Below are 19,508 nucleotides of genomic sequence, written 5' to 3' on the forward strand. Positions count from 1 at the left end.
GCACTGATAGAATGCATTGAATTAGTAAACTCAGTTCCTATTCCAGATTTCTTATGACACCTAACTCTTTTGTAAAAATTATTAACACTTCCAGTAGCAAAAACTTTTCTTTCTCTACAACTTTATTAATGGTATGCTTATTTTTTCTTACCAGCTGTAATGTAGATGCAAGCTTTGGGTATGCCCTTGGCGGAACATTTGCAGTTATGCTGGTAGGCCTGGTGATTGCTACGTTTGTAACCGGCCGCAACAAAAAGAAAAGCGGAGAAAAATAGTTATTTATTCAATGGTAGGTTTTTCTGCCTTCTCGTTTTGAGTAATATCTTCTGCCAGTTTGGTTCTTTCAGCTTCTAAGCGGCGAAGGTCCAGATATCGCATAACCGGAAAGGCAGTAATGCCATGCAGAAAAATAGAAACCACTACAATAAAACTTACCACTGCCCACACTTCCCCTTCCTGGGTGAAGGTGGTATGGTACATGGCAAAGGCAAGGTAATAAAACGAGCCTATCCCCCGGATACCAAAAAAGCTGATTGCCAGTTTTTCTTTCAGACTGATATTAATCCCTATCAGCCCTATCCAGCTGGTAAGCGGACGGATAATAAAAAGTAATGCCAAGCCGACAGCAACACCTTGCCAGGTTAGTTCATCAAACATTCCTTCTATGAGGCTCCCACCAAAAGGAATAAGTACCATTACTAGTAATAACCGTTCCATCTGATCCGTAAAGTCGTGCATTTCTTTATGGTAATGATGATTCCGTTCATAGCCCCCTAACGTAAGACCTGCTACAAACACAGCCATAAATCCATAGCCATGAATCATTTCAGTTACACCATATACAATCAGGGTGACAGATAAAGCCACAAAACCATCTCTGGCTTTGGGGAATTTTTTATATTTCTTGGGCAGTTGAAAAACCATAAAGGCCATTAACCTACCTAAGAGGTATCCCATACCAACGCCTACCACAATTTTATACAATACATCCATCAGTAACCAGTTGCCAATCCATTGCTCACTGGTTTCTGCCGATATAGCCAGGGCTATGGCCAACCAGGTAAAAGGAAAAGCCATTCCATCGTTCATGCCTGCTTCAGCAGTTAACGAGAAGCGAACATGGTCTTCAAACTCTTCACTGGGAGGCCCCACCTGGATGTCTGCCGCTAGAACCGGGTCTGTAGGAGCTAATACAGCACCCAGCAATACAGCTGTGGCAATGGAAAAGCCCAGTACCGACCAGCCCAGCACGGCAAGTATAGCAATAGTTAATACCATGGTAATGGTGACGAGGCGCAAAGGGGCATTCCAGTTTTTGAGTGAAAATGGCCGGTTTATTTTGATGCCCGAACCCATTAAACTAACAATTACAGAGATTTCGGTAAGCCTTACTACAAAACTTTCTTCTTTACGCACATCCGGATCTGGTAGCTCTAAGGGGAGACTATAAAGCAAGACACCTAAAAGGAGGTAAACAATGGGATACGATAACGGACGGTTAGCCAACCCACTAGGCAGCCAGGCCATTCCTAGAGCGGCCACACCCAGAATCGTAATGACAAGAATATAGGGATCAATATGCATGAAAATTTCCTCGAGAAGGGTAGGTACGTAAACAGCTCTAACGGATAATGCTTCCTACAAGATCATAAAAAAGCCCCACAACTTGTAGGTTGTGAGGCTGAAATATTAACAGATTCCTATTATTAGAATTTTTCTACTCTTGAAAAGAAGAAGTTGCCTTCAATTTCTGCGTTTTCATCTGAGTCTGAGCCATGGATGGCATTGGCTTCAATAGATTTTGCAAATTTTTTCCGGATAGTTCCTTCTTCTGCATTGGCCGGATTAGTAGCACCAATTAACTTACGGAAGTCAGCTACGGCATTTTCTTTTTCCAGAATCATGGGCACAATTGCACCGGAAGACATATAACGAACCAGGTCCTGGTAGAAGCCTCTTTCTTTGTGAACTTCATAAAACTGACCTGCTCTTTCTTCGGTAAGTCTGGTTTTTTTCATTGCTACAATCCGGAACCCAGCCTCTTCAATCATCTTAATAATTGCGCCAGTATTACCGTCAGCCACTGCATCTGGCTTAATCATGGTAAATGTCTTGTTTCCTGCCATATAATTTTATTTTTCTAAACTGGCCGCAAAATTAATGAATAATGATTAATGACGAATGAATAGTTTGAGAATATTATTTCTACTCATCCTTCCTTCATCATTTGCCTCTATCTACCTTCGTCTGCTATCTATGACTCCTGCTCTGCCTATGTGTTTGTGAGAATCTATATGCAAAATACCTCCTGTGATAAGGAAGCCCGAACCAAGCAGCACCAAGCCGGGAGCTGTATTTTCGTTGCTGCCTGCCAATAATGCCAGACCTAAGCCAACTGTATAAAAAATGGTGCCTGTTCTGAATTCCCGGTGGGCTCTATGCAGATTCAACTGCATTTGTCTTCCATCCTCCTTCATATTTAGAACTTCTCTTCGTAGTTCTTCCATAGAGGGTTCCGGAGTTGGGGTATAACCCGACTGGCAAAGTGCTGCTACGCTGCAATAAGCAACAAAAAATAGGGTAAAAAGTACTTTCATGAAATGTGTATGTGTGTTAAAAGTTGTACGGATAAAGGGTAGCAAAAAAATGAGTAATGTCGCATGCTAGCTTATCATTCGACATTACTCATGATTTATTATGACATAGACTGATTTTCTACAGAAGCAATCTCCAGCATTTTCTCATACTCATCTGGGGTAAGCTCATTGAAGAAGAAGTGTACCGGATTTACCTTGTTTCCATTGTGTATTACTTCGTAGTGCAGGTGAGGAGCCGTAGAAGAACCTGTACTTCCTACATAGCCAATACATTCGCCACGTTTCACCTTCTGGCCTTGCCGCACATTAAACTTTTCCATGTGTGCATATAAGGTAACATAGCCATATCCATGATCTACCTGTACTTCATTCCCATAGCCCCCAAAATTCTTACGAACTACCGTAACTACACCGTCGCCGGAAGCATAAATAGGCGTACCTCTGGGAGCCGAAAAATCCACTCCGGTATGCATTCTTTTTACTTTGTAAATTGGATGGATACGCATTCCATAGCCGGAAGCTAACCGTTTCAGTTCTTTGTTGGGTATGGGCTGCACAGCCGGAATACTAGCCCACATATGAGCTTTATTTTTTGCAAATTTCAGTATTTCATCATACGATTTAGTCTGCACGTACATTTGCTTTTTCAGCTTATCTATTTTATTAAATGCCTCTACAATCATCTCTTCCTGATCTAGGCCCTTTTCCAGCAAATCTTTGTAGCGTTCAGAGCCGCCCACGCCAGCCGTGCGTACAGCGGAAGAAATGGGCTCCGCTTCAAATATTACCCGGTATACATTGTCATCCCTGTCTTGCAGAGCAGCGATCATCTGGTTTACCCGCTTCATCTCTTTATTCAGCATATCGTAGTAGAAATGCATTTCCTCATTCTCCTTTTGCAATTCAGCTTCTCTGGAAGACTTGAAATACGAACTATAGAAGGGAACAATAATAATGGCCAGCAGAAAAGCCACTGCAAAAAATCCCAGTAAATTCAGAACTACATCAGACGTTTTAGTTTTAATGCGTTCGTATTTGCAGGTTTCGGTATCGTAATAATATTTAATCCGTGCCATACTTCAAAAATCCTTGTAGAATACTAAATTTGTGTTTTTCAGGTGTTGAGAATCAAAAAATATACTTGAATGAGCACCTTTGGTTATTACTGATTTATTAAGTTAACGCTAAATCAGTACGGACTACATTTCATAAGTACATTCTAAAACTAAATCCAGGTAATATATCCTAATGACGTCTCAAGAAATCCGTAATCAATTCCTCGAATTTTTCAAATCCAAAGGGCATCAGATTGTGCCTTCGGCTCCCTTGGTAATTAAGAACGACCCTACACTGATGTTTACCAATGCGGGCATGAATCAATTCAAAGATTATTTCCTGGGTAATAAAAATCCACAATTTAAACGCATTGCCGACACCCAGAAATGCCTACGTGTTTCGGGCAAACACAATGACCTAGAGGAAGTAGGCCACGATACCTACCACCATACTATGTTTGAAATGCTGGGCAACTGGTCGTTTGGCGATTATTTTAAGAAAGAAGCCCTAGAGTGGGCCTGGGAACTACTTACGAAAGTATACAAATTACCCAAAGACCGTTTGTATGTGTCCGTATTTGAAGGAGACAAAGGCGATAATCTTCCGGCAGATGAGGAAGCTAAAAACATCTGGAAAACCATGATTCCAGAAGACCGCATTTTGTACGGTAACAAAAAAGATAATTTCTGGGAAATGGGCGATACTGGTCCGTGCGGGCCTTGTTCAGAAATCCATATAGACCTGCGGCCACAGGAAGAGGTTGATAAAGTTTCTGGAAAAGAACTGGTAAATAACGACCATCCGCAAGTAGTAGAGATCTGGAACAACGTATTTATCCAGTTCAACCGGCAATGGACTTCTCCTTCTGCTCCAACTGAATTACAACAGTTTGAATTGAACTACAAAGGGAATAAAACAGAAAAAACTTATTCAATTGAAAGAACTAAGAAACATCTCCAATTAACAACTTTAAAAGAGTTGCCTGCCAAGCACGTAGATACCGGAATGGGCTTTGAACGGCTTTGTATGGCCATTCAGAAAAAACAATCTAACTACGATACGGATGTATTTCAGCCGCTGATTCAGTTTATTGCTACAGCCTCCGGCAAAAGATATGGGGAAGACAAATGGGCAGATATTGCCATGCGGGTAATTTCCGACCATATCCGGGCTATTTCTTTTACTATTGCCGATGGCCAGCTGCCTTCTAACAACAAAGCTGGGTACGTAATTCGCCGCATTTTACGCCGGGCCGTCCGCTATGGCTATACATACCTGGGTTTTAAAGAACCTTTCCTTTACCGCATTGTACCGGTTCTGGCTAATCAGTTTGCCCAAGTTTTTCCGGAATTAAAAGCTCAGGAAGAATTTGTAGCCAAAGTAGTAAAAGAAGAAGAAGCTGCTTTCCTGCGTACATTAGATAATGGCTTACGGAGAATTGAGCAGATAAAGTCAGAAGTTAAAAACGGAGTAATTGACGGTAAAACCGTATTTGAATTGTACGATACCTTTGGTTTCCCACTGGATTTAACAGCCCTGATTGCCAGGGAAAATAGCTTGCAGATTGACGAAAAAGGGTTTGCTGTGGAGATGGAGAAGCAGAAAGAACGTTCACGGGCCGCTTCTTCCTCTGAAACCGGCGACTGGATAGAAGTAGTAGACGAGGATGAAGTGCAATTTGTAGGCTACGACGAACTGGAAACCTATAGCCGTATTTTGCGATACCGGGAAGTAAAAGCCAAGAATAAAACCCAGTATCAGCTAGTGTTAGACAAAACACCTTTCTATGCTGAAAGCGGCGGACAAGTAGGTGACACCGGGTATCTGGAAGCCAATGGAGAAAAAGTATTTGTAACCGATACGAAGAAGGAAAATGACCTGATCATTCATTTTACCGACAAATTACCCTCCGATTTGCAAGCCCAGTTTCATGCCGTGGTAAACAATTCCAAGCGCCTGCAGACCATGAACAACCACAGTGCTACTCACTTATTGCATGCGGCCTTGAAAGAAGTATTAGGTAGCCATGTGGCTCAAAAGGGCTCTCTGGTAAATGAAAATGTACTTCGTTTTGACTTCTCTCACTTCAGCAAAATGACAGAGGATGAAATTAAACGGGTAGAGAAAATAGTTAATCAGAAAATACGGGAAAATATAGTTTTAGACGAAAAACGAAATGTGCCTATTGCTAAAGCTACTTCCGAATATGGCGCTACTGCGTTGTTTGGTGAAAAATATGGAGACTTTGTACGCGTCATTACCTTTGACCCTGCGTTTTCTGTAGAGCTTTGCGGAGGCACACACGTAAAAGCCACCGGCCAGATAGGGTATTTCAAAATAGTATCGGAAGGTGCTGTGGCAGCCGGAGTACGACGTATTGAAGCCATAACGGCTGATAAAGCAGAACAGTTGATAGACGAGCAAGCCGCTTTGCTTAGTGAGTTAAAAGAGCTGCTAAAACAGCCAAAAGATTTGCGGAAAGCGGTGGAAAATCTACTGGAAGAAAAAGCACAATTAAGCAGGCAAATAGAAACTTTCCATCAGCAGGAGGTACAGGCTATTAAATCTCAGTTACTGGGTAAAGTGCAGCAGAGTAATGGCATAGCAGTTATTGCAGAAAAAGTAAACCTGCCTTCTGCCGATAGTCTGAAACAAGTTGCTTATGAACTGAAGGCTAAAATAGAAAATCTATTTTTAGTGCTGGCTGCTAACATTGATGGCAAACCCCAGATTGCTGTTATGATCTCTGACAACCTGGTAAAAGAAAAGAATCTGCATGCTGGCAATATTGTAAAAGAATTAGCCAAAGAGATAAAAGGCGGTGGCGGTGGGCAACCTTTCTTTGCTACAGCCGGTGGTACCGATGTAAGTGGGCTGGATAAGGTGATAGAAAAAGGAAGAAGTTTAGTATAACTTGCTTTTTAATTCATAAAACCAAGAAGGTAGGCGTAATGGTCTACCTTCTTGGTTTATATACTACACCCCTATTATTTTTAAACTTCCCTGGTTAGCAAACGTCTGAAAATTTTTACTTGGGAAGTTTCTTTTTCACGCTGGTCAATTGCCTCTTTCATTAGTGTATATACTTGCCTTTTTAACTGGGGAATATCTTGTATAGTTAACCCCTTTGTGGATACCGGAGAAAGAAATCTGGTGGTAATGGTACCTGGTCTGGGTTGAAATTCATGCCTGGGCATAATATACCGGGAATTGAGAATAATCATCGGCATAATAGAAGTCTGCGTTTCTACGGCAATCCGGAAGGCTCCATCATGGAAAGGCAATAGCGTATCTGACGATTGATTCATTTTACCTTCTGGAAATATAAAGATGGAAATGCCCTCTTTCAGCTTCTGCATCAGGGTAAGCATACTTTTGCGTTTACTTTCCAGGCTGCTGCGGTCTACCATGATAACTACATAGGGATATACCCACCCAAAAATAGGTATCTTTTTCATTTCTATTTTTCCCAGTGGCCGGAACTGCCCAGGTATAGCTAAGACAAACGCCGGTGAATCTAAGTACGAATTGTGGTTGGATATGTATACAAAGGGCTGATCTCTGGGAACATCTTTCCGGTTCTCGGTTTTAAACCGGATACCGCTGCAAAGGCCAAACAAAAAACCCCATGATTTCAGGAAAAAGTAGCTGATAGGTCCTCCCCTTTTTTCACCCAGCAAAACCAACGGAAGAATAATAAAAGGCATAGTAGCCGTCATTATTACTGTAAAATTAAAAACTGCCCATACCAGATATATTTTTAGCAGTACTTTTTTAAACATAAAGAAATCGGGCTGTTGATAAAAGAAGAATTAAGAATTACACAAATTCTTTATGGAATGGAGAGTTGCGGTTGTGTAAATGAATGGCTCTTACAGAAAGAAACACCCCTACAGCCAGTGAAAGAAAAGAACCTATAATAAGAAATGGAATATTTGTTACAAAAAGGCAAAAATCATAGGCAGCATGGAAAAGAATAGCCGTACCTAATCCGGCCATCCGTAAGGGAGAAAGTATGTGCTGATGTTTAAATTTGGCCATTCCCACAAAATACCCCATCAATATACCAAATATCCCATGTGCCGGTACGGCTGAAAACATTCTCAGCAAGCCAATTTGAATGCCTCCATCTACTACATAAATAATATTTTCAAAGGTAGCAAACCCCATAGCAATCATTACGGCATAGGTTATTCCATCAAAAGGCTCATTAAATTCTTTTTTTGGATAGGCAAACCACATCAGAAAAGCATATTTGGTACCTTCTTCACTAATGCCTACAATCAGGGCAAATAAGCCACTGGTCAGTACATCTTCCGATACGGCCATGCCCATTTGCTCAGCGCCTGACTCCAGAAGCATGGCAATAAAAACACTCAATACGCCCAGGAAAAAAGACTTTATCAGCAGATGGAAAGGTTCTTTATCGAGTTTATCCCGCTCGTAGATGAACATAGCTATGGCTAATCCCGGAGCAATGGCTAGAGCGAGTAAAACTAAAATCATGCGGTTAAAATTAATCTCACTAAAATAACAAAGGTAGCAATATTATAAGAATAAACCCTGTTTTGCCTGGTTAAACTTCCCAGCCAGATTTAATATAGCTACTTATACAGGCTATGTAGACAAGAGGTTTTGGTACAACTGGTAGTTTTCCTCGTCAAAACAAATAAATAGAACGGTATCAAAGTGATCTGGGTGGAGCTGTAAGTAATTGGTAACTTCTTTAACAGCAATCTGAGCTGCCAGATGTTTGGGGAAATGATAGACTCCGGTGCTGATGTTAGGAAAGGCTACTGTGCGGCAATGATTCGCCTTAGCTAGCTCTAAACTATTCCGGTAGGCATTGGCAAGCAACAGTTCTTCATTGGCTTTCCCGCCCTGCCATACTGGTCCTACGGTATGGATGACGTACTTGGCAGGCAAGTTTCCGGCAGTAGTAATCACCGCTTCGCCTGTCGGGCAGCCACCTTGCCTGGCACGTATCTGCATGCACTCTTCCAGAATGGCCTTGCTTCCTGCCCGGTGAATGGCCCCATCTACACCGCCGCCACCTAAAAGGGAAGTATTAGCCGCATTTACAATGGCATCTACCTGCACTTTCGTAATATCTCCCTTTGTAACTTGTATGTTAGGTTGCATAAGATTAAATAAAAAACAGAGATAGGAAGTTTCCCTTTCCTATCTCTGTTTTATGTATGACTTGTGAATTACTTTATAAAAAATTATCCGTTGTTGCAGGTAGATAGTGAGTAAATACTTGCCTTCAAACATCCTAGGCCGTCATATTTACCTCTTTGTAGTCAGATGAAATGCCTTTTTGTTCACTTAACACATGAAGCAAACGCAGCACTTCTCTGTTAGAAGGAATATTATACTGGGCTGCTGTTATGTTATACCCTACCTTAATGGTAAAGGCATTCGCAAAACCGTTTACTGCTTTAAATGTATCTTCATCTGTGTAATCGTCTCCCATGGCCAGAATAAATCCATCGGGGTGGCGTTCTGCCCACCGGGTAGCCGCATGTCCTTTGTTAATACCGGCATTTTTGATTTCAATGACTTTATTCCCTTCCAGAATCTGCAGGCGCATAGTAGAAGTAAACTGGGTAAGTGAATCAAGTAGTTCGTGTACCCGTATTTCTGCCAGCCCCTGGTCTGCTTTGCGGTAATGCCATACCAGTGAATAATCTTTTACTTCTATAAACGTTCCAGGTGTACGGTCCACAAAGGTTTCCATAACGGCTTTTATCTCCTCTTTCCAGTCTTGTTCCAGTAAGTCAGCTTGCGCCCATTCTTGCCCGGAATCTTTCGTCCACACGCCATGCTCTGCTACAATAGAAATATTCAGTTTACCCAGCCACCGCTCCAATGAATTTTTATCGCGTCCGCTGATTACCACTACACTTGTGTCCGCTCTTTCGGAGAGTTTTTTTAGTAGATTATATAAATATTCATCTGGAGCTACTTTCTGTGGGTCATCCTGAAAATCTACCAGAGTACCATCGTAATCAAGTAAGAATAATTTTCTATCGGCTATGTTGTAGGCTTGAATCAGGCGTTCCTGTATTTCTTCATTGAAGCGTTTTTGTTTCACTTTTTCAGTTGCTTGTCTGGCTTCACCTAAACGCTCCATAAATACCTCAGACCACCGCTTTACATTATACCGTTTCAAGGTCTGTTGCATAGCAGCATTACGGCTAATCTGTTCTTGCTGTGGCATGGTAAGCGCCTTATGAATAGCCCGTACTATGTCGTGCATATCATTCGGATTTACATGAATAGCCTCCGTCAATTCTTTCGCAGCGCCAGCCATTTCACTCAGGATTAACACCCCGGTCTGGTCTGTTTTGGAAGCAATATATTCTTTGGCAATCAGGTTCATTCCATCCCTTAATGGAGTAATCAGGGCTACATCCGACATATAATAAATGGCTGCTAACGTATGGAAAGGCAACCCGCGATAGAAATAGAAGATAGGTGTCCAGCGGAGGGTATTGTACTTCCCATTGATACGCCCTACAGCTTCATCTATCTGCTCTTTTAAATGCGCATATTGCTCTACGCCTGCACGGGAAGGAACCAGAATTACGAGTAACGTTACCTGCTCCTGGTATTCCGGATATTTACCCAGGAACCGTTCAAAAGCCAGAATGCGTTCCAGAATTCCTTTAGAATAATCCAGACGGTCTACAGATAAAATGATTTTGTTTTTACCCAGTTGCTGCCGTAATTCTATAATCTCCTTAATGGTAGCTTTTTCATACACGGCATTGGCAAACTTATCGTAATCAATACCCATCGGGAAGGAATCTACTTCCACCACCCGGTTTGGTAAATTAATACGGCCTAGATGGTGATTAAAGTCCATTATCCGGGTAGCGGCACTTAAGAAGTGCCGCATATAATCATAGGTATGAAAACCCACCAGGTCGGCACCTAAAATGCCCAGCAGTATTTCTTTTCGCCAGGGAAGAGTCCGGAATATTTCGTACGAAGGAAACGGAATATGCAGAAAGAACCCAATGGTAGCATCCGGAAAAACTTCCCGTAACATACCTGGCAAGAGCATAAGCTGGTAGTCGTGCACCCAGAAAATATCTCCGGGCTGGGCTATTTTCTTTACTTCATCGCAATACAGCTGGTTTACCTTTTTATAATACTCCCAGAATGATTTTTTGTAGATCGTGTACTGGGTAAAATAATGAAAAAGCGGCCATATAGTCTTGTTGCTGAAACCTTCATAAAAATTCTCATATTCATGGTCTGTGAGAAACACAGGCTGCATATTATCCTGATTGAGCTTCTCTTTCAGATCTGTCTGTTCTTTTTGAGAGTCAATAGTGCTTCCTGGCCACCCTACCCAGAAGTTTTCTTTTACGGCATCTGTAGAACTTAAGCCAGTAGCCAAACCTCCTACACTAGTTGTGTAAACGAAATTTTCATTCACTACTTTTACAGATATAGGAAGTCTATTGGATATGGTTATCAGACGAGGCATATTTTCTTTTAGGTTATAGTTAAGTGATTGTGTCTTAATGCGTACAATATACAGTGTTTTGAATAAAATCAACAATTATCAGTGAATTAATTCAAAAGCAGCAACTGTTCATTCATAGTAAAAGATTTTGAAAAAAAAATGCCTCTGGCTGCAAATAAAACTGGCATTTTATTACAATTCCTTTCAATTTTACTCAGTTTTATATTAGTATACTTATATCCTGTTGATTATGTTCTACTAAGGAAAATTTATACTACCTCCTTATCGTACTGGTAGCCTAACCATTGCTTTCATCTTGTTGTTACACATTTTAAAAGTCAGTGGAAGATAAATAAATATATCATTTTTTTTATTATTTTTTGAATTATATTATTATATATTTAAATAATACAATTATTTATTGAAATATTTATTAATATACAAAATTCGGCTTTCACGCTATTAAAAACTTCTCCGGGCTCAATATCTAGAATAAGAATTTGCATTTTTTGATTACGTAAGTGTAAAATTTGGTTTTTTATTAATTTTTTTGCCGAAAATTCGTGCATGTATATATAAAAATTAATATCTTGGTGGTTCTTACTTCATTTAACCAAATTAAAAAGGGATAAAGGCTGATTGTTGCAAATTTTTATAAAAACAGTTCTATTTTTTAAATGTAAGCCAGCTAGCATTCAAAAACCACTAATTAAGTACTGAGGTAAACCTAATATTAACGAAACAATATAGATGAAAGAAGAAAATCAAAAGTCGCTGTATGTTCCCCAATTAGAACATGATTCCTGCGGTACCGGATTTGTAGCCCATCTGAAGGGAGAAAAATCTCACCGGATTGTAGAAGATGCCATTACTATGCTTGAGAACATGGAGCACAGAGGGGCATGTGGCTGCGATCCTGAGTCCGGTGATGGAGCAGGTATTCTCATCCAGATGCCTCACCAGTTTTTCAAAGAAGAATGCAACACACTAGGTATCGAACTACCGGAGTTTGGCGAATATGGGGTGGGTATGGTATTCTTTTCTACGGATTACAACATCCGTGAAAAGAGCAGACGCTTATTGAATAAATACATAAAAGAATTAGGTTTTCAACTATTAGGTTACCGGGAAGTTCCTGTAAACAGCACTGGTGTAGGTCCTTCTGCATTGGAAGGCGAACGCAAGATTGAACAAGTATTTGTAAAACCTGCACAACCCCTGGCCGACACTGCCACGTTAGAAAGGAGATTATACTTATTAAGAAATTATACTTCCCATTTAGTCGCAAAAGCTTTAGCGAACGACGATCTTTTTTATATTGCTTCGTTCTCTCATAAAGTAATTATCTATAAAGGCCAGCTGCGGACCAACCAGCTACGGACCTACTTCCTCGATCTGAATGACTCCAGAGTTATCTCTGCTCTGGCACTTATTCACTCCAGGTTCTCTACCAATACGTTCCCCAAGTGGAAACTGGCGCAGCCTTTCCGCTATATTGCCCATAATGGAGAAATCAATACCATCCGGGGCAATATCAACTGGATGAAATCTAAAGAAGCTATTTTAAGTTCTTCCTTATTTACAGAGGAAGAAATTCAAATGCTTCTGCCTATATGCAATGCCAATGATTCTGACTCTGCCAACCTGGATAACCTGGTTGAGTTGCTGACCCTGGGTGGCCGTTCGCTACCTCATGTCATGATGATGCTGATACCAGAAGCCTGGCAGGAAGATAAATTGATGGATGAAGGCAAAAAGGCTTTCTATGAATACCATGCGTCGATGATGGAGCCCTGGGATGGCCCGGCTGCTGTATGCTTCACCGATGGCAATATTGTAGGTGCTACCCTTGACAGAAATGGCCTGCGTCCTTCCCGCTACTGCCTAACAAATGATGACTACCTCATTATGGCTTCTGAAGCCGGAGCCTTGCCGATAGACCAGTCTAAAGTAGTATTGAAAGGCCGCTTGCAACCAGGAAAAATGTTTGTAGCTGATTTAGCTCAGGGACGTATCATCAGCGACGAAGAACTAAAAAGAGACCTGTGTGCCAAACAACCCTACGGAAACTGGCTACAAACCAATAAAGTAAGTTTAGAAGAATTGCCTGGGCCAAAGCAGCTCACTTACCAGTTAGATCCTGAAACCCTTATTCACCGGCAGCAGGCATTTGGCTATAGCGCCGAAGATCTAAAAATAACCTTGCAACCAATGGCCGAAAAAGCCCAGGAACCGATCAGTTCTATGGGTGTGGATACACCATTGGCAGTGTTATCAGATCAGAGCCAGCATTTATCTAATTACTTCAAGCAACTGTTTGCGCAGGTAAGTAATCCGCCTATCGACCCAATCCGGGAACGCATGGTTATGTCCTTATTTACCACTATTGGACCCACAGGCAATATTTTGGCAGAAACCCCTGAGCATTGCAAGCAAATGCATCTGGCTCAACCAGTAATGACAAATAATGATCTGAACAAATTAAAATACATCAGCCATCCGGATTTCAAAGCTAAAACCTTGGATGCCATATTCCCGGCAGATGGCAAAAAAGGTTCATTGGAAAAAGCCATTGACACCCTTTGTCAGGAAGCGGAAGCTGCAGTAATAGATGGATGTAATATATTAATTATCTCTGACAGAGCTTTCGACAGCAAAAATGTACCTGTACCTTCTTTATTAGCGGTTGGTGCTATTCACCATCATCTGATCCGGACGCAGCTGCGTACCAACGCAAGTCTGGTTGTAGAAGCTGGCGACGTACGGGAAACCCACCATTTTGCTACCTTAATTGGCTATGGTGCATCTGCTATCAATCCATACATAGCTTTTGAGACCATTTCTTCTTTTAAGAGAGATAATTTGCTACCTGAAAATATTTCTGAAGCACAGGCACACTATAACTATATAAAGGCAATCGGATATGGCTTGCTGAAGATCTTCTCTAAAATGGGTATTTCTACGCTGCAATCGTATCAGGGTGCTCAAATATTTGAGGCTCTGGGTATCAGCAGCTATGTAATTGATAAATGCTTTGCCGGAACAATTTCCCGTATCGAAGGTCTGGATTTTGATGGCATTGCCAAAGAATCTTTAATTAAACACAGACTTGCTTTCCCAGCCAAACCACTAGCCAATCCACGTCTGGAAGTGGGTGGCGTTATGCAATGGAAACGTACCGGGGAAGCACATTTATTCAATCCGGAAACTATTCACCTGCTGCAATACTCTACCAAACGTGGAGACTATAATCTATATAAGCGGTATGCGCAGAAGATTAATGAGCAGGCAGAAAAAGCTATCACGTTAAGAGGTTTACTGGAGTTCAAAAAACGGAAATCTATTCCATTAGCTGAGGTAGAAAGCAAAGAAAGCATCTTCAAACGTTTTGCTACCGGCGCTATGTCTTTCGGCTCTATTTCGCATGAAGCGCACACGACATTGGCTATAGCCATGAACCGCATTGGTGGCAAGAGCAACAGCGGCGAAGGTGGCGAAGATGAAATCCGCTTTGAACGCAAAGAAAATGGAGACTGGGAATGTTCAGCCATTAAACAAGTGGCCTCTGCCCGTTTTGGTGTTACCAGCTATTACTTAGCCAATGCACAGGAATTGCAGATTAAAATGGCACAAGGTGCAAAACCAGGAGAAGGCGGACAATTACCAGGCCATAAGGTAGACGAGTGGATTGGCCGCGTACGTCATGCTACGCCAGGTGTAGGGTTAATTTCTCCTCCTCCGCACCACGATATTTATTCCATTGAAGATTTAGCTCAGCTAATATATGACCTGAAGAATGCGAACCGTCAGGCACGGATTAATGTGAAGTTGGTAGCGGAAGCCGGTGTAGGTACCATTGCTTCCGGGGTTGCCAAAGCACATGCGGATGTAATCTTAATCGCCGGACACGACGGTGGTACAGGAGCCTCTCCGATCAGTTCTATCCGCCATGCTGGTATTCCTTGGGAAATTGGCCTGGCAGAAGCTCATCAGACGTTGGTACGTAACAACCTGAGAAGCCGGGTTACCCTGCAATCCGACGGACAAATCCGGACAGGCAAAGACTTAGCCGTAGCTATCTTGCTGGGTGCCGAAGAATTTGGGGTAGCCACTGCTGCCCTAGTGGTAGAAGGTTGCATTATGATGCGGAAATGCCACATGAACACGTGTCCGGTTGGTATTGCTACACAAGATCCTGAGTTGAGAAGATTATTCACCGGCGAACCTGAGCATGTGGTAAACCTGTTTAGCTTCCTGGCTGAAGATCTACGTGAAATTATGGCAGAACTAGGCTTCCGTACAGTGGAAGAAATGGTAGGCCAGGTAGATGTATTAAAAGTACGCGACAACATCGATCATTGGAAGATCAAAGATCTGGATTTGAGCCCAATCTTGTATAAGCAATTAACTACACCGAATGTAGGCATCTACAAGCAAATTGAACAAGACCATGGCATAGACAGTGTACTGGATTGGAAACTGCTGGATGTAGCTAAACCTGCCCTGGAAAACGGACAGTCGGTGGAAGCTGAATTCAAGATTATTAACACCGACCGAGCTGTAGGTACGCTGATCTCAAATGAAATATCTAAAAAATACAAAGGAGAAGGTTTGCCAGAAGGGACAATCCACTTCAAATTTACTGGTTCTGCCGGGCAAAGTTTTGGTGCTTTTGGAGCGCCAGGCTTGCGTCTGGAACTGGAAGGAGAAGCCAATGACTATTTTGGTAAAGGTTTATCCGGCAGCCAATTAATTGTATATCCGGCCAAAGAAGCCACTTTTGAGGCCAATAAGAATATGATCATCGGGAACGTAGCCTTCTATGGTGCTACGTCTGGCGAAGCCTATATCCGGGGTCTGGCCGGCGAACGTTTCTGTGTACGCAATTCAGGGATGAAAGCGGTAGTAGAAGGCGTGGGCGACCATGGCTGTGAATACATGACCGGAGGTATTGCAGTAGTATTGGGAGACACCGGACGGAATTTTGCTGCCGGTATGAGTGGCGGTATTGCCTATGTGTACGATCCGCAGAACAAGTTCTCTAAATATTGCAACAAAGAACTGGTTGAATTTGAGACACTGGAGTATGAAGATGTAAACATGTTGCGCGAACTGATTGAAAATCATCAGAAATTCACTGGCAGCGATGTAGCCGATCAGATACTCAAGAATTGGGGCAACACACTGCATTCCTTTGTAAAGGTAATGCCACGTGAATACAAAGCTGCCCTGCTCAAATCAAAAGTTAATCTCAAAGAAGCAGTATAACGAACGGAAAACAGGAGCTGGAAAAGGAAATAGGCAAGTATCTTTTTTATTCCAGTTTCTGTTCTCTAATATCTGTTTTCTAATCATTATCATCTAATTATTAACCTTCTTACTTCTAGCCAATACGATGGGAAAGCCTACAGGATTTATGGAAGTCGGCCGTGAAATGCCGAAAACAAAAGCACCAAAAGAAAGAGTAAACGATTACAACGAAATATATATAGAGTTTCCGGAAGAAAAAATAAAGCAGCAAGCCAGCCGCTGTATGGATTGTGGCGTACCTTTCTGTCACCAGGGCTGTCCGCTGGGCAACAACATTCCGGACTTTAACGATGCCGTATATGCCCAGAACTGGGAATATGCCATAGAGATACTTAGTGCCACTAACAACTTTCCGGAATTTACCGGACGCATCTGCCCTGCTCCCTGCGAAGGCTCTTGTGTATTAGGCATTAACAAACCTCCGGTAACTATTGAGTTAATTGAGAAAAGTATTGCTGAAAAAGCTTTTGAATTAGGCCTGATTAAGCCACACATTCCGGAAGTACGGACAGGAAAAAAAGTAGCGGTTATTGGTTCAGGCCCCGCGGGTCTGGCAGCCGCTGCCCAACTGAACAAAGCCGGACATTGGGTTACCGTTTTCGAACGCGACGACAAAATAGGTGGATTATTGATGTACGGTATTCCCGACTTCAAACTGGAAAAATGGGTGATTGAACGCCGCCTGAAAGTAATGATAGAAGAAGGGGTTGTGTTCAAAACCAACGCCAACGTAGGTGGAAACATAGCTACTGATGAACTAATGAAAGAATTCGATGCGGTAGTGATATGTGCTGGTTCTACTGTTCCAAGAGACTTGCCTATTCCAGGACGGAATCTGAAAGGAATCCATTTTGCTATGGATTTTCTAACGCAGCAGAACAACCGGGTAACCGGCGGCAGAAGAGGCATGTGGACGGAAGATATTATGGCTACCGGCAAAAATGTAGTAGTAATTGGCGGCGGCGATACTGGCTCTGACTGTGTGGGCACATCTAACCGCCACAAAGCCAAATCCATTACGCAGATTGAATTACTGGCTCAGCCACCAGCCGAACGGGCAGCGGATAATCCATGGCCCAACTGGCCTATGATTCTGCGTACTTCCTCTTCTCACGAAGAAGGCGCTAGCCGCAACTGGTGTATGCACACCAAAGAATTTATAGGTGATGAAAACGGCCATATAAAAGCCATTAAAGTGGTGGAAATTAAGTGGGAATTGAATAAAGAAACTGGCCGGTCTTCGTTTGTAGAAGTGCCAGGCACTGAAAAAGACATTCCCTGCGAACTGGCGTTACTAGCTATTGGCTTCTTGCACACGCAGAAAAAAGGCTTTGTCGAGCAACTAGGCATTGCCCTGGACGAAAGAGGCAACATCAAAGCTACTAACTACCAGACTAGTGTAGATAAAGTATTTACTGCCGGAGATGCCCGCCGCGGACAATCATTGGTGGTATGGGCTATTTCCGAAGGCCGGGAAGCTGCCAAAGCAGTAGATACATACCTGATGGGCTCATCCATGCTTGAATCCAAAGACGACTCCCTGATCAATGTGACCAGAGTTGCTTAATGTATAGAGGTTTTCGATTTAAAAGCCATACAGTATAATGTACTGTATGGCTTTTTTGTTAGCTTAAACACTTGCTTTTCGGTAATATAATTTAAAATAGCCCTACGATAGCTAATGCTTTAGCAGCAGTAAATAGCAGATAAAAGTGCTGTTCATTAGTAAGATGATTCAGCTGTTAAGTTTTTGTATTTCAGTACATTTTTGCCAGCTTTCCTTCTGCTTGTAAGTATTGAAAGCGGCCAAATAAATGGGCACTAATTAACAGGATTTGCTCAGGATGATACAACTTTTTCTGCTGATCAAAATGGTTTTTTATTTGGTTATAAGTAGGCTCATCCTCTACCTGTGAAATTAGGTCCATCATGTCTTTAAGAGTATAGGTTGGCTTACTTACCTGGTTGTAGTTTACTTGCAATTCTTTGTGGCTGACACTATAATTGGTTTCGTTCACCCTTTTATTAACAGCAGAACTTAAACTAGGCAACTGAAAGCGGGACCGTGGTGGATACTTCTTCATTGCTTTTGCTATAGCTCTAATATGAGCAGGCGTAGTACCACAACAGCCACCCACCAGATTTACCCATCCTTCCTGGGCAAACTCTTCCAACAAAATGGCTATTTGCTCAGGAGATTGGTCATACTCACCAAACTCATTTGGTAATCCCGCATTCGGATGAGTGCTGACAGGGAAAGGGCTAAGTTTAGCTAACTCCTGAATATAAGGCCTAAGTTCTTTGGCTCCCAGGGCACAGTTCAATCCTACAGAAAGCAAGGGAGCATGCGATATAGAAATAAGAAACGCTTCCAAGGTCTGGCCTGAGAGGATACGTCCACTGGCATCCGTGATGGTTCCCGATACCATAATAGGAAATTGCTTACCAATCTTATCAAATAATTGCATGAGGGCAAATAAGGCAGCCTTAGCATTGAGTGTATCAGTTATTGTTTCAAGTAAGAATATATCCACACCTCCGTCCAGTAAGGCTTGGGCTTGCTCAGTAAAGGTTACTACCAGTTCATCAAAGCTTACTGCTCTGGCGGCTGGATTATTTACGTCCGGAGAAAGGGAAGCCAGTTTGGAAGTTGGCCCCATAGCGCCAGCCACAAAACATGGACGAGTGGCCGCCGATGACTCAAGGGCTTGCCGGGCTAGCCTAGCTCCTTGGTAGTTAATTTCATAAACCAGATGTTGCGTGTGATAATCCGCCTGCGAAATGCGGTTGCCATTAAAGGTGTTCGTACAGAGTATATCTGCACCTGCTGCTAAATATTGCCTGTGTATATCTCTGATTATCTCCGGCCGAGTTAAGTTTAGCAACTCGTTATTACCTTTTACATCCACTGTATGATCTTTAAGCAAACTGCCTCTGAAGTCTTGCTCCTGGAGGGCATAAGTCTGGATCAGCGTACCCATGGCACCATCTAGTATTAGTATCCGTTTCAGTAATTCTAATTCAATTTTTTGCATATAGGCGTAATGACATAGTTGTTGGTTTTA

General features: G+C 42.2%; 13 protein-coding genes. 4 read left to right on the top strand and 9 right to left on the bottom strand.

The window, feature by feature from the left end; translation table 11 throughout:
• Nucleotides 1–53 precede the first annotated feature (53 nt).
• Entirely contained in the window at nucleotides 54–275 is a 222-nt protein-coding gene (locus tag Q0590_RS18900; RefSeq protein ID WP_302039153.1) for a hypothetical protein, read from the top strand.
• A gap of 4 nt (nucleotides 276–279) precedes the next feature.
• Here the strand turns inward: Q0590_RS18900 and Q0590_RS18905 are convergent, their stop codons facing one another.
• From Q0590_RS18905 to Q0590_RS18920, 4 genes are all read right to left on the bottom strand, one after another.
• The gene (locus tag Q0590_RS18905; RefSeq protein ID WP_302039154.1) at nucleotides 280–1,584 is read right to left on the bottom strand and encodes a cation:proton antiporter; all 1,305 of its coding nucleotides are present in this window, start codon (nucleotides 1,582–1,584) and stop codon (nucleotides 280–282) included.
• A gap of 122 nt (nucleotides 1,585–1,706) precedes the next feature.
• Nucleotides 1,707–2,126 (bottom strand): nucleoside-diphosphate kinase, encoded by a 420-nt coding sequence (locus tag Q0590_RS18910; protein ID WP_302039155.1) that lies wholly within the window; start codon nucleotides 2,124–2,126, stop codon nucleotides 1,707–1,709.
• Nucleotides 2,127–2,237: 111 nt separating this feature from the next.
• Nucleotides 2,238–2,597, bottom strand: coding sequence for a hypothetical protein (locus Q0590_RS18915; RefSeq protein WP_302039156.1), 360 nt, complete (start codon nucleotides 2,595–2,597; stop codon nucleotides 2,238–2,240).
• Between the two features lie 98 nt (nucleotides 2,598–2,695).
• The gene (locus Q0590_RS18920) at nucleotides 2,696–3,673 is read right to left on the bottom strand and encodes a M23 family metallopeptidase (RefSeq protein ID WP_302039157.1); all 978 of its coding nucleotides are present in this window, start codon (nucleotides 3,671–3,673) and stop codon (nucleotides 2,696–2,698) included.
• 172 nt (nucleotides 3,674–3,845) lie between these two features.
• Here Q0590_RS18920 and alaS point away from each other — a divergent pair, with 172 nt between their 5' ends.
• On the top strand, nucleotides 3,846–6,566 hold the full coding sequence (gene alaS / locus Q0590_RS18925) for an alanine--tRNA ligase (protein WP_302039158.1): 2,721 nt from the start codon (nucleotides 3,846–3,848) through the stop codon (nucleotides 6,564–6,566).
• An 80-nt stretch (nucleotides 6,567–6,646) separates the two neighbouring features.
• Here the strand turns inward: alaS and Q0590_RS18930 are convergent, their stop codons facing one another.
• From Q0590_RS18930 to Q0590_RS18945, 4 genes are all read right to left on the bottom strand, one after another.
• Nucleotides 6,647–7,435, bottom strand: coding sequence for a lysophospholipid acyltransferase family protein (locus Q0590_RS18930; protein WP_302039159.1), 789 nt, complete (start codon nucleotides 7,433–7,435; stop codon nucleotides 6,647–6,649).
• A gap of 37 nt (nucleotides 7,436–7,472) precedes the next feature.
• The gene (locus Q0590_RS18935; RefSeq protein ID WP_302039160.1) at nucleotides 7,473–8,159 is read right to left on the bottom strand and encodes a PrsW family intramembrane metalloprotease; all 687 of its coding nucleotides are present in this window, start codon (nucleotides 8,157–8,159) and stop codon (nucleotides 7,473–7,475) included.
• A gap of 111 nt (nucleotides 8,160–8,270) precedes the next feature.
• A complete protein-coding gene (locus Q0590_RS18940; RefSeq protein ID WP_302039161.1) occupies nucleotides 8,271–8,795 on the bottom strand; it encodes an O-acetyl-ADP-ribose deacetylase in 525 nt (174 codons plus the stop codon).
• Between the two features lie 133 nt (nucleotides 8,796–8,928).
• On the bottom strand, nucleotides 8,929–11,154 hold the full coding sequence (locus tag Q0590_RS18945) for a bifunctional alpha,alpha-trehalose-phosphate synthase (UDP-forming)/trehalose-phosphatase (RefSeq protein WP_302039162.1): 2,226 nt from the start codon (nucleotides 11,152–11,154) through the stop codon (nucleotides 8,929–8,931).
• 729 nt (nucleotides 11,155–11,883) lie between these two features.
• Here Q0590_RS18945 and gltB point away from each other — a divergent pair.
• Together gltB and Q0590_RS18955 are read left to right on the top strand one after the other, a co-directional pair.
• A complete protein-coding gene (gltB, locus tag Q0590_RS18950) occupies nucleotides 11,884–16,401 on the top strand; it encodes a glutamate synthase large subunit (RefSeq protein WP_302039163.1) in 4,518 nt (1,505 codons plus the stop codon).
• Nucleotides 16,402–16,528: 127 nt separating this feature from the next.
• The gene (locus Q0590_RS18955; protein WP_302039164.1) at nucleotides 16,529–18,010 is read left to right on the top strand and encodes a glutamate synthase subunit beta; all 1,482 of its coding nucleotides are present in this window, start codon (nucleotides 16,529–16,531) and stop codon (nucleotides 18,008–18,010) included.
• 190 nt (nucleotides 18,011–18,200) lie between these two features.
• Here the strand turns inward: Q0590_RS18955 and Q0590_RS18960 are convergent, their stop codons facing one another.
• On the bottom strand, nucleotides 18,201–19,478 hold the full coding sequence (locus Q0590_RS18960; RefSeq protein WP_302039165.1) for a homocysteine S-methyltransferase family protein: 1,278 nt from the start codon (nucleotides 19,476–19,478) through the stop codon (nucleotides 18,201–18,203).
• Nucleotides 19,479–19,508 lie beyond the last annotated feature (30 nt).

The organism is Rhodocytophaga aerolata, assembly GCF_030503435.1.
Lineage (GTDB): Bacteria > Bacteroidota > Bacteroidia > Cytophagales > 172606-1 > Rhodocytophaga > Rhodocytophaga aerolata.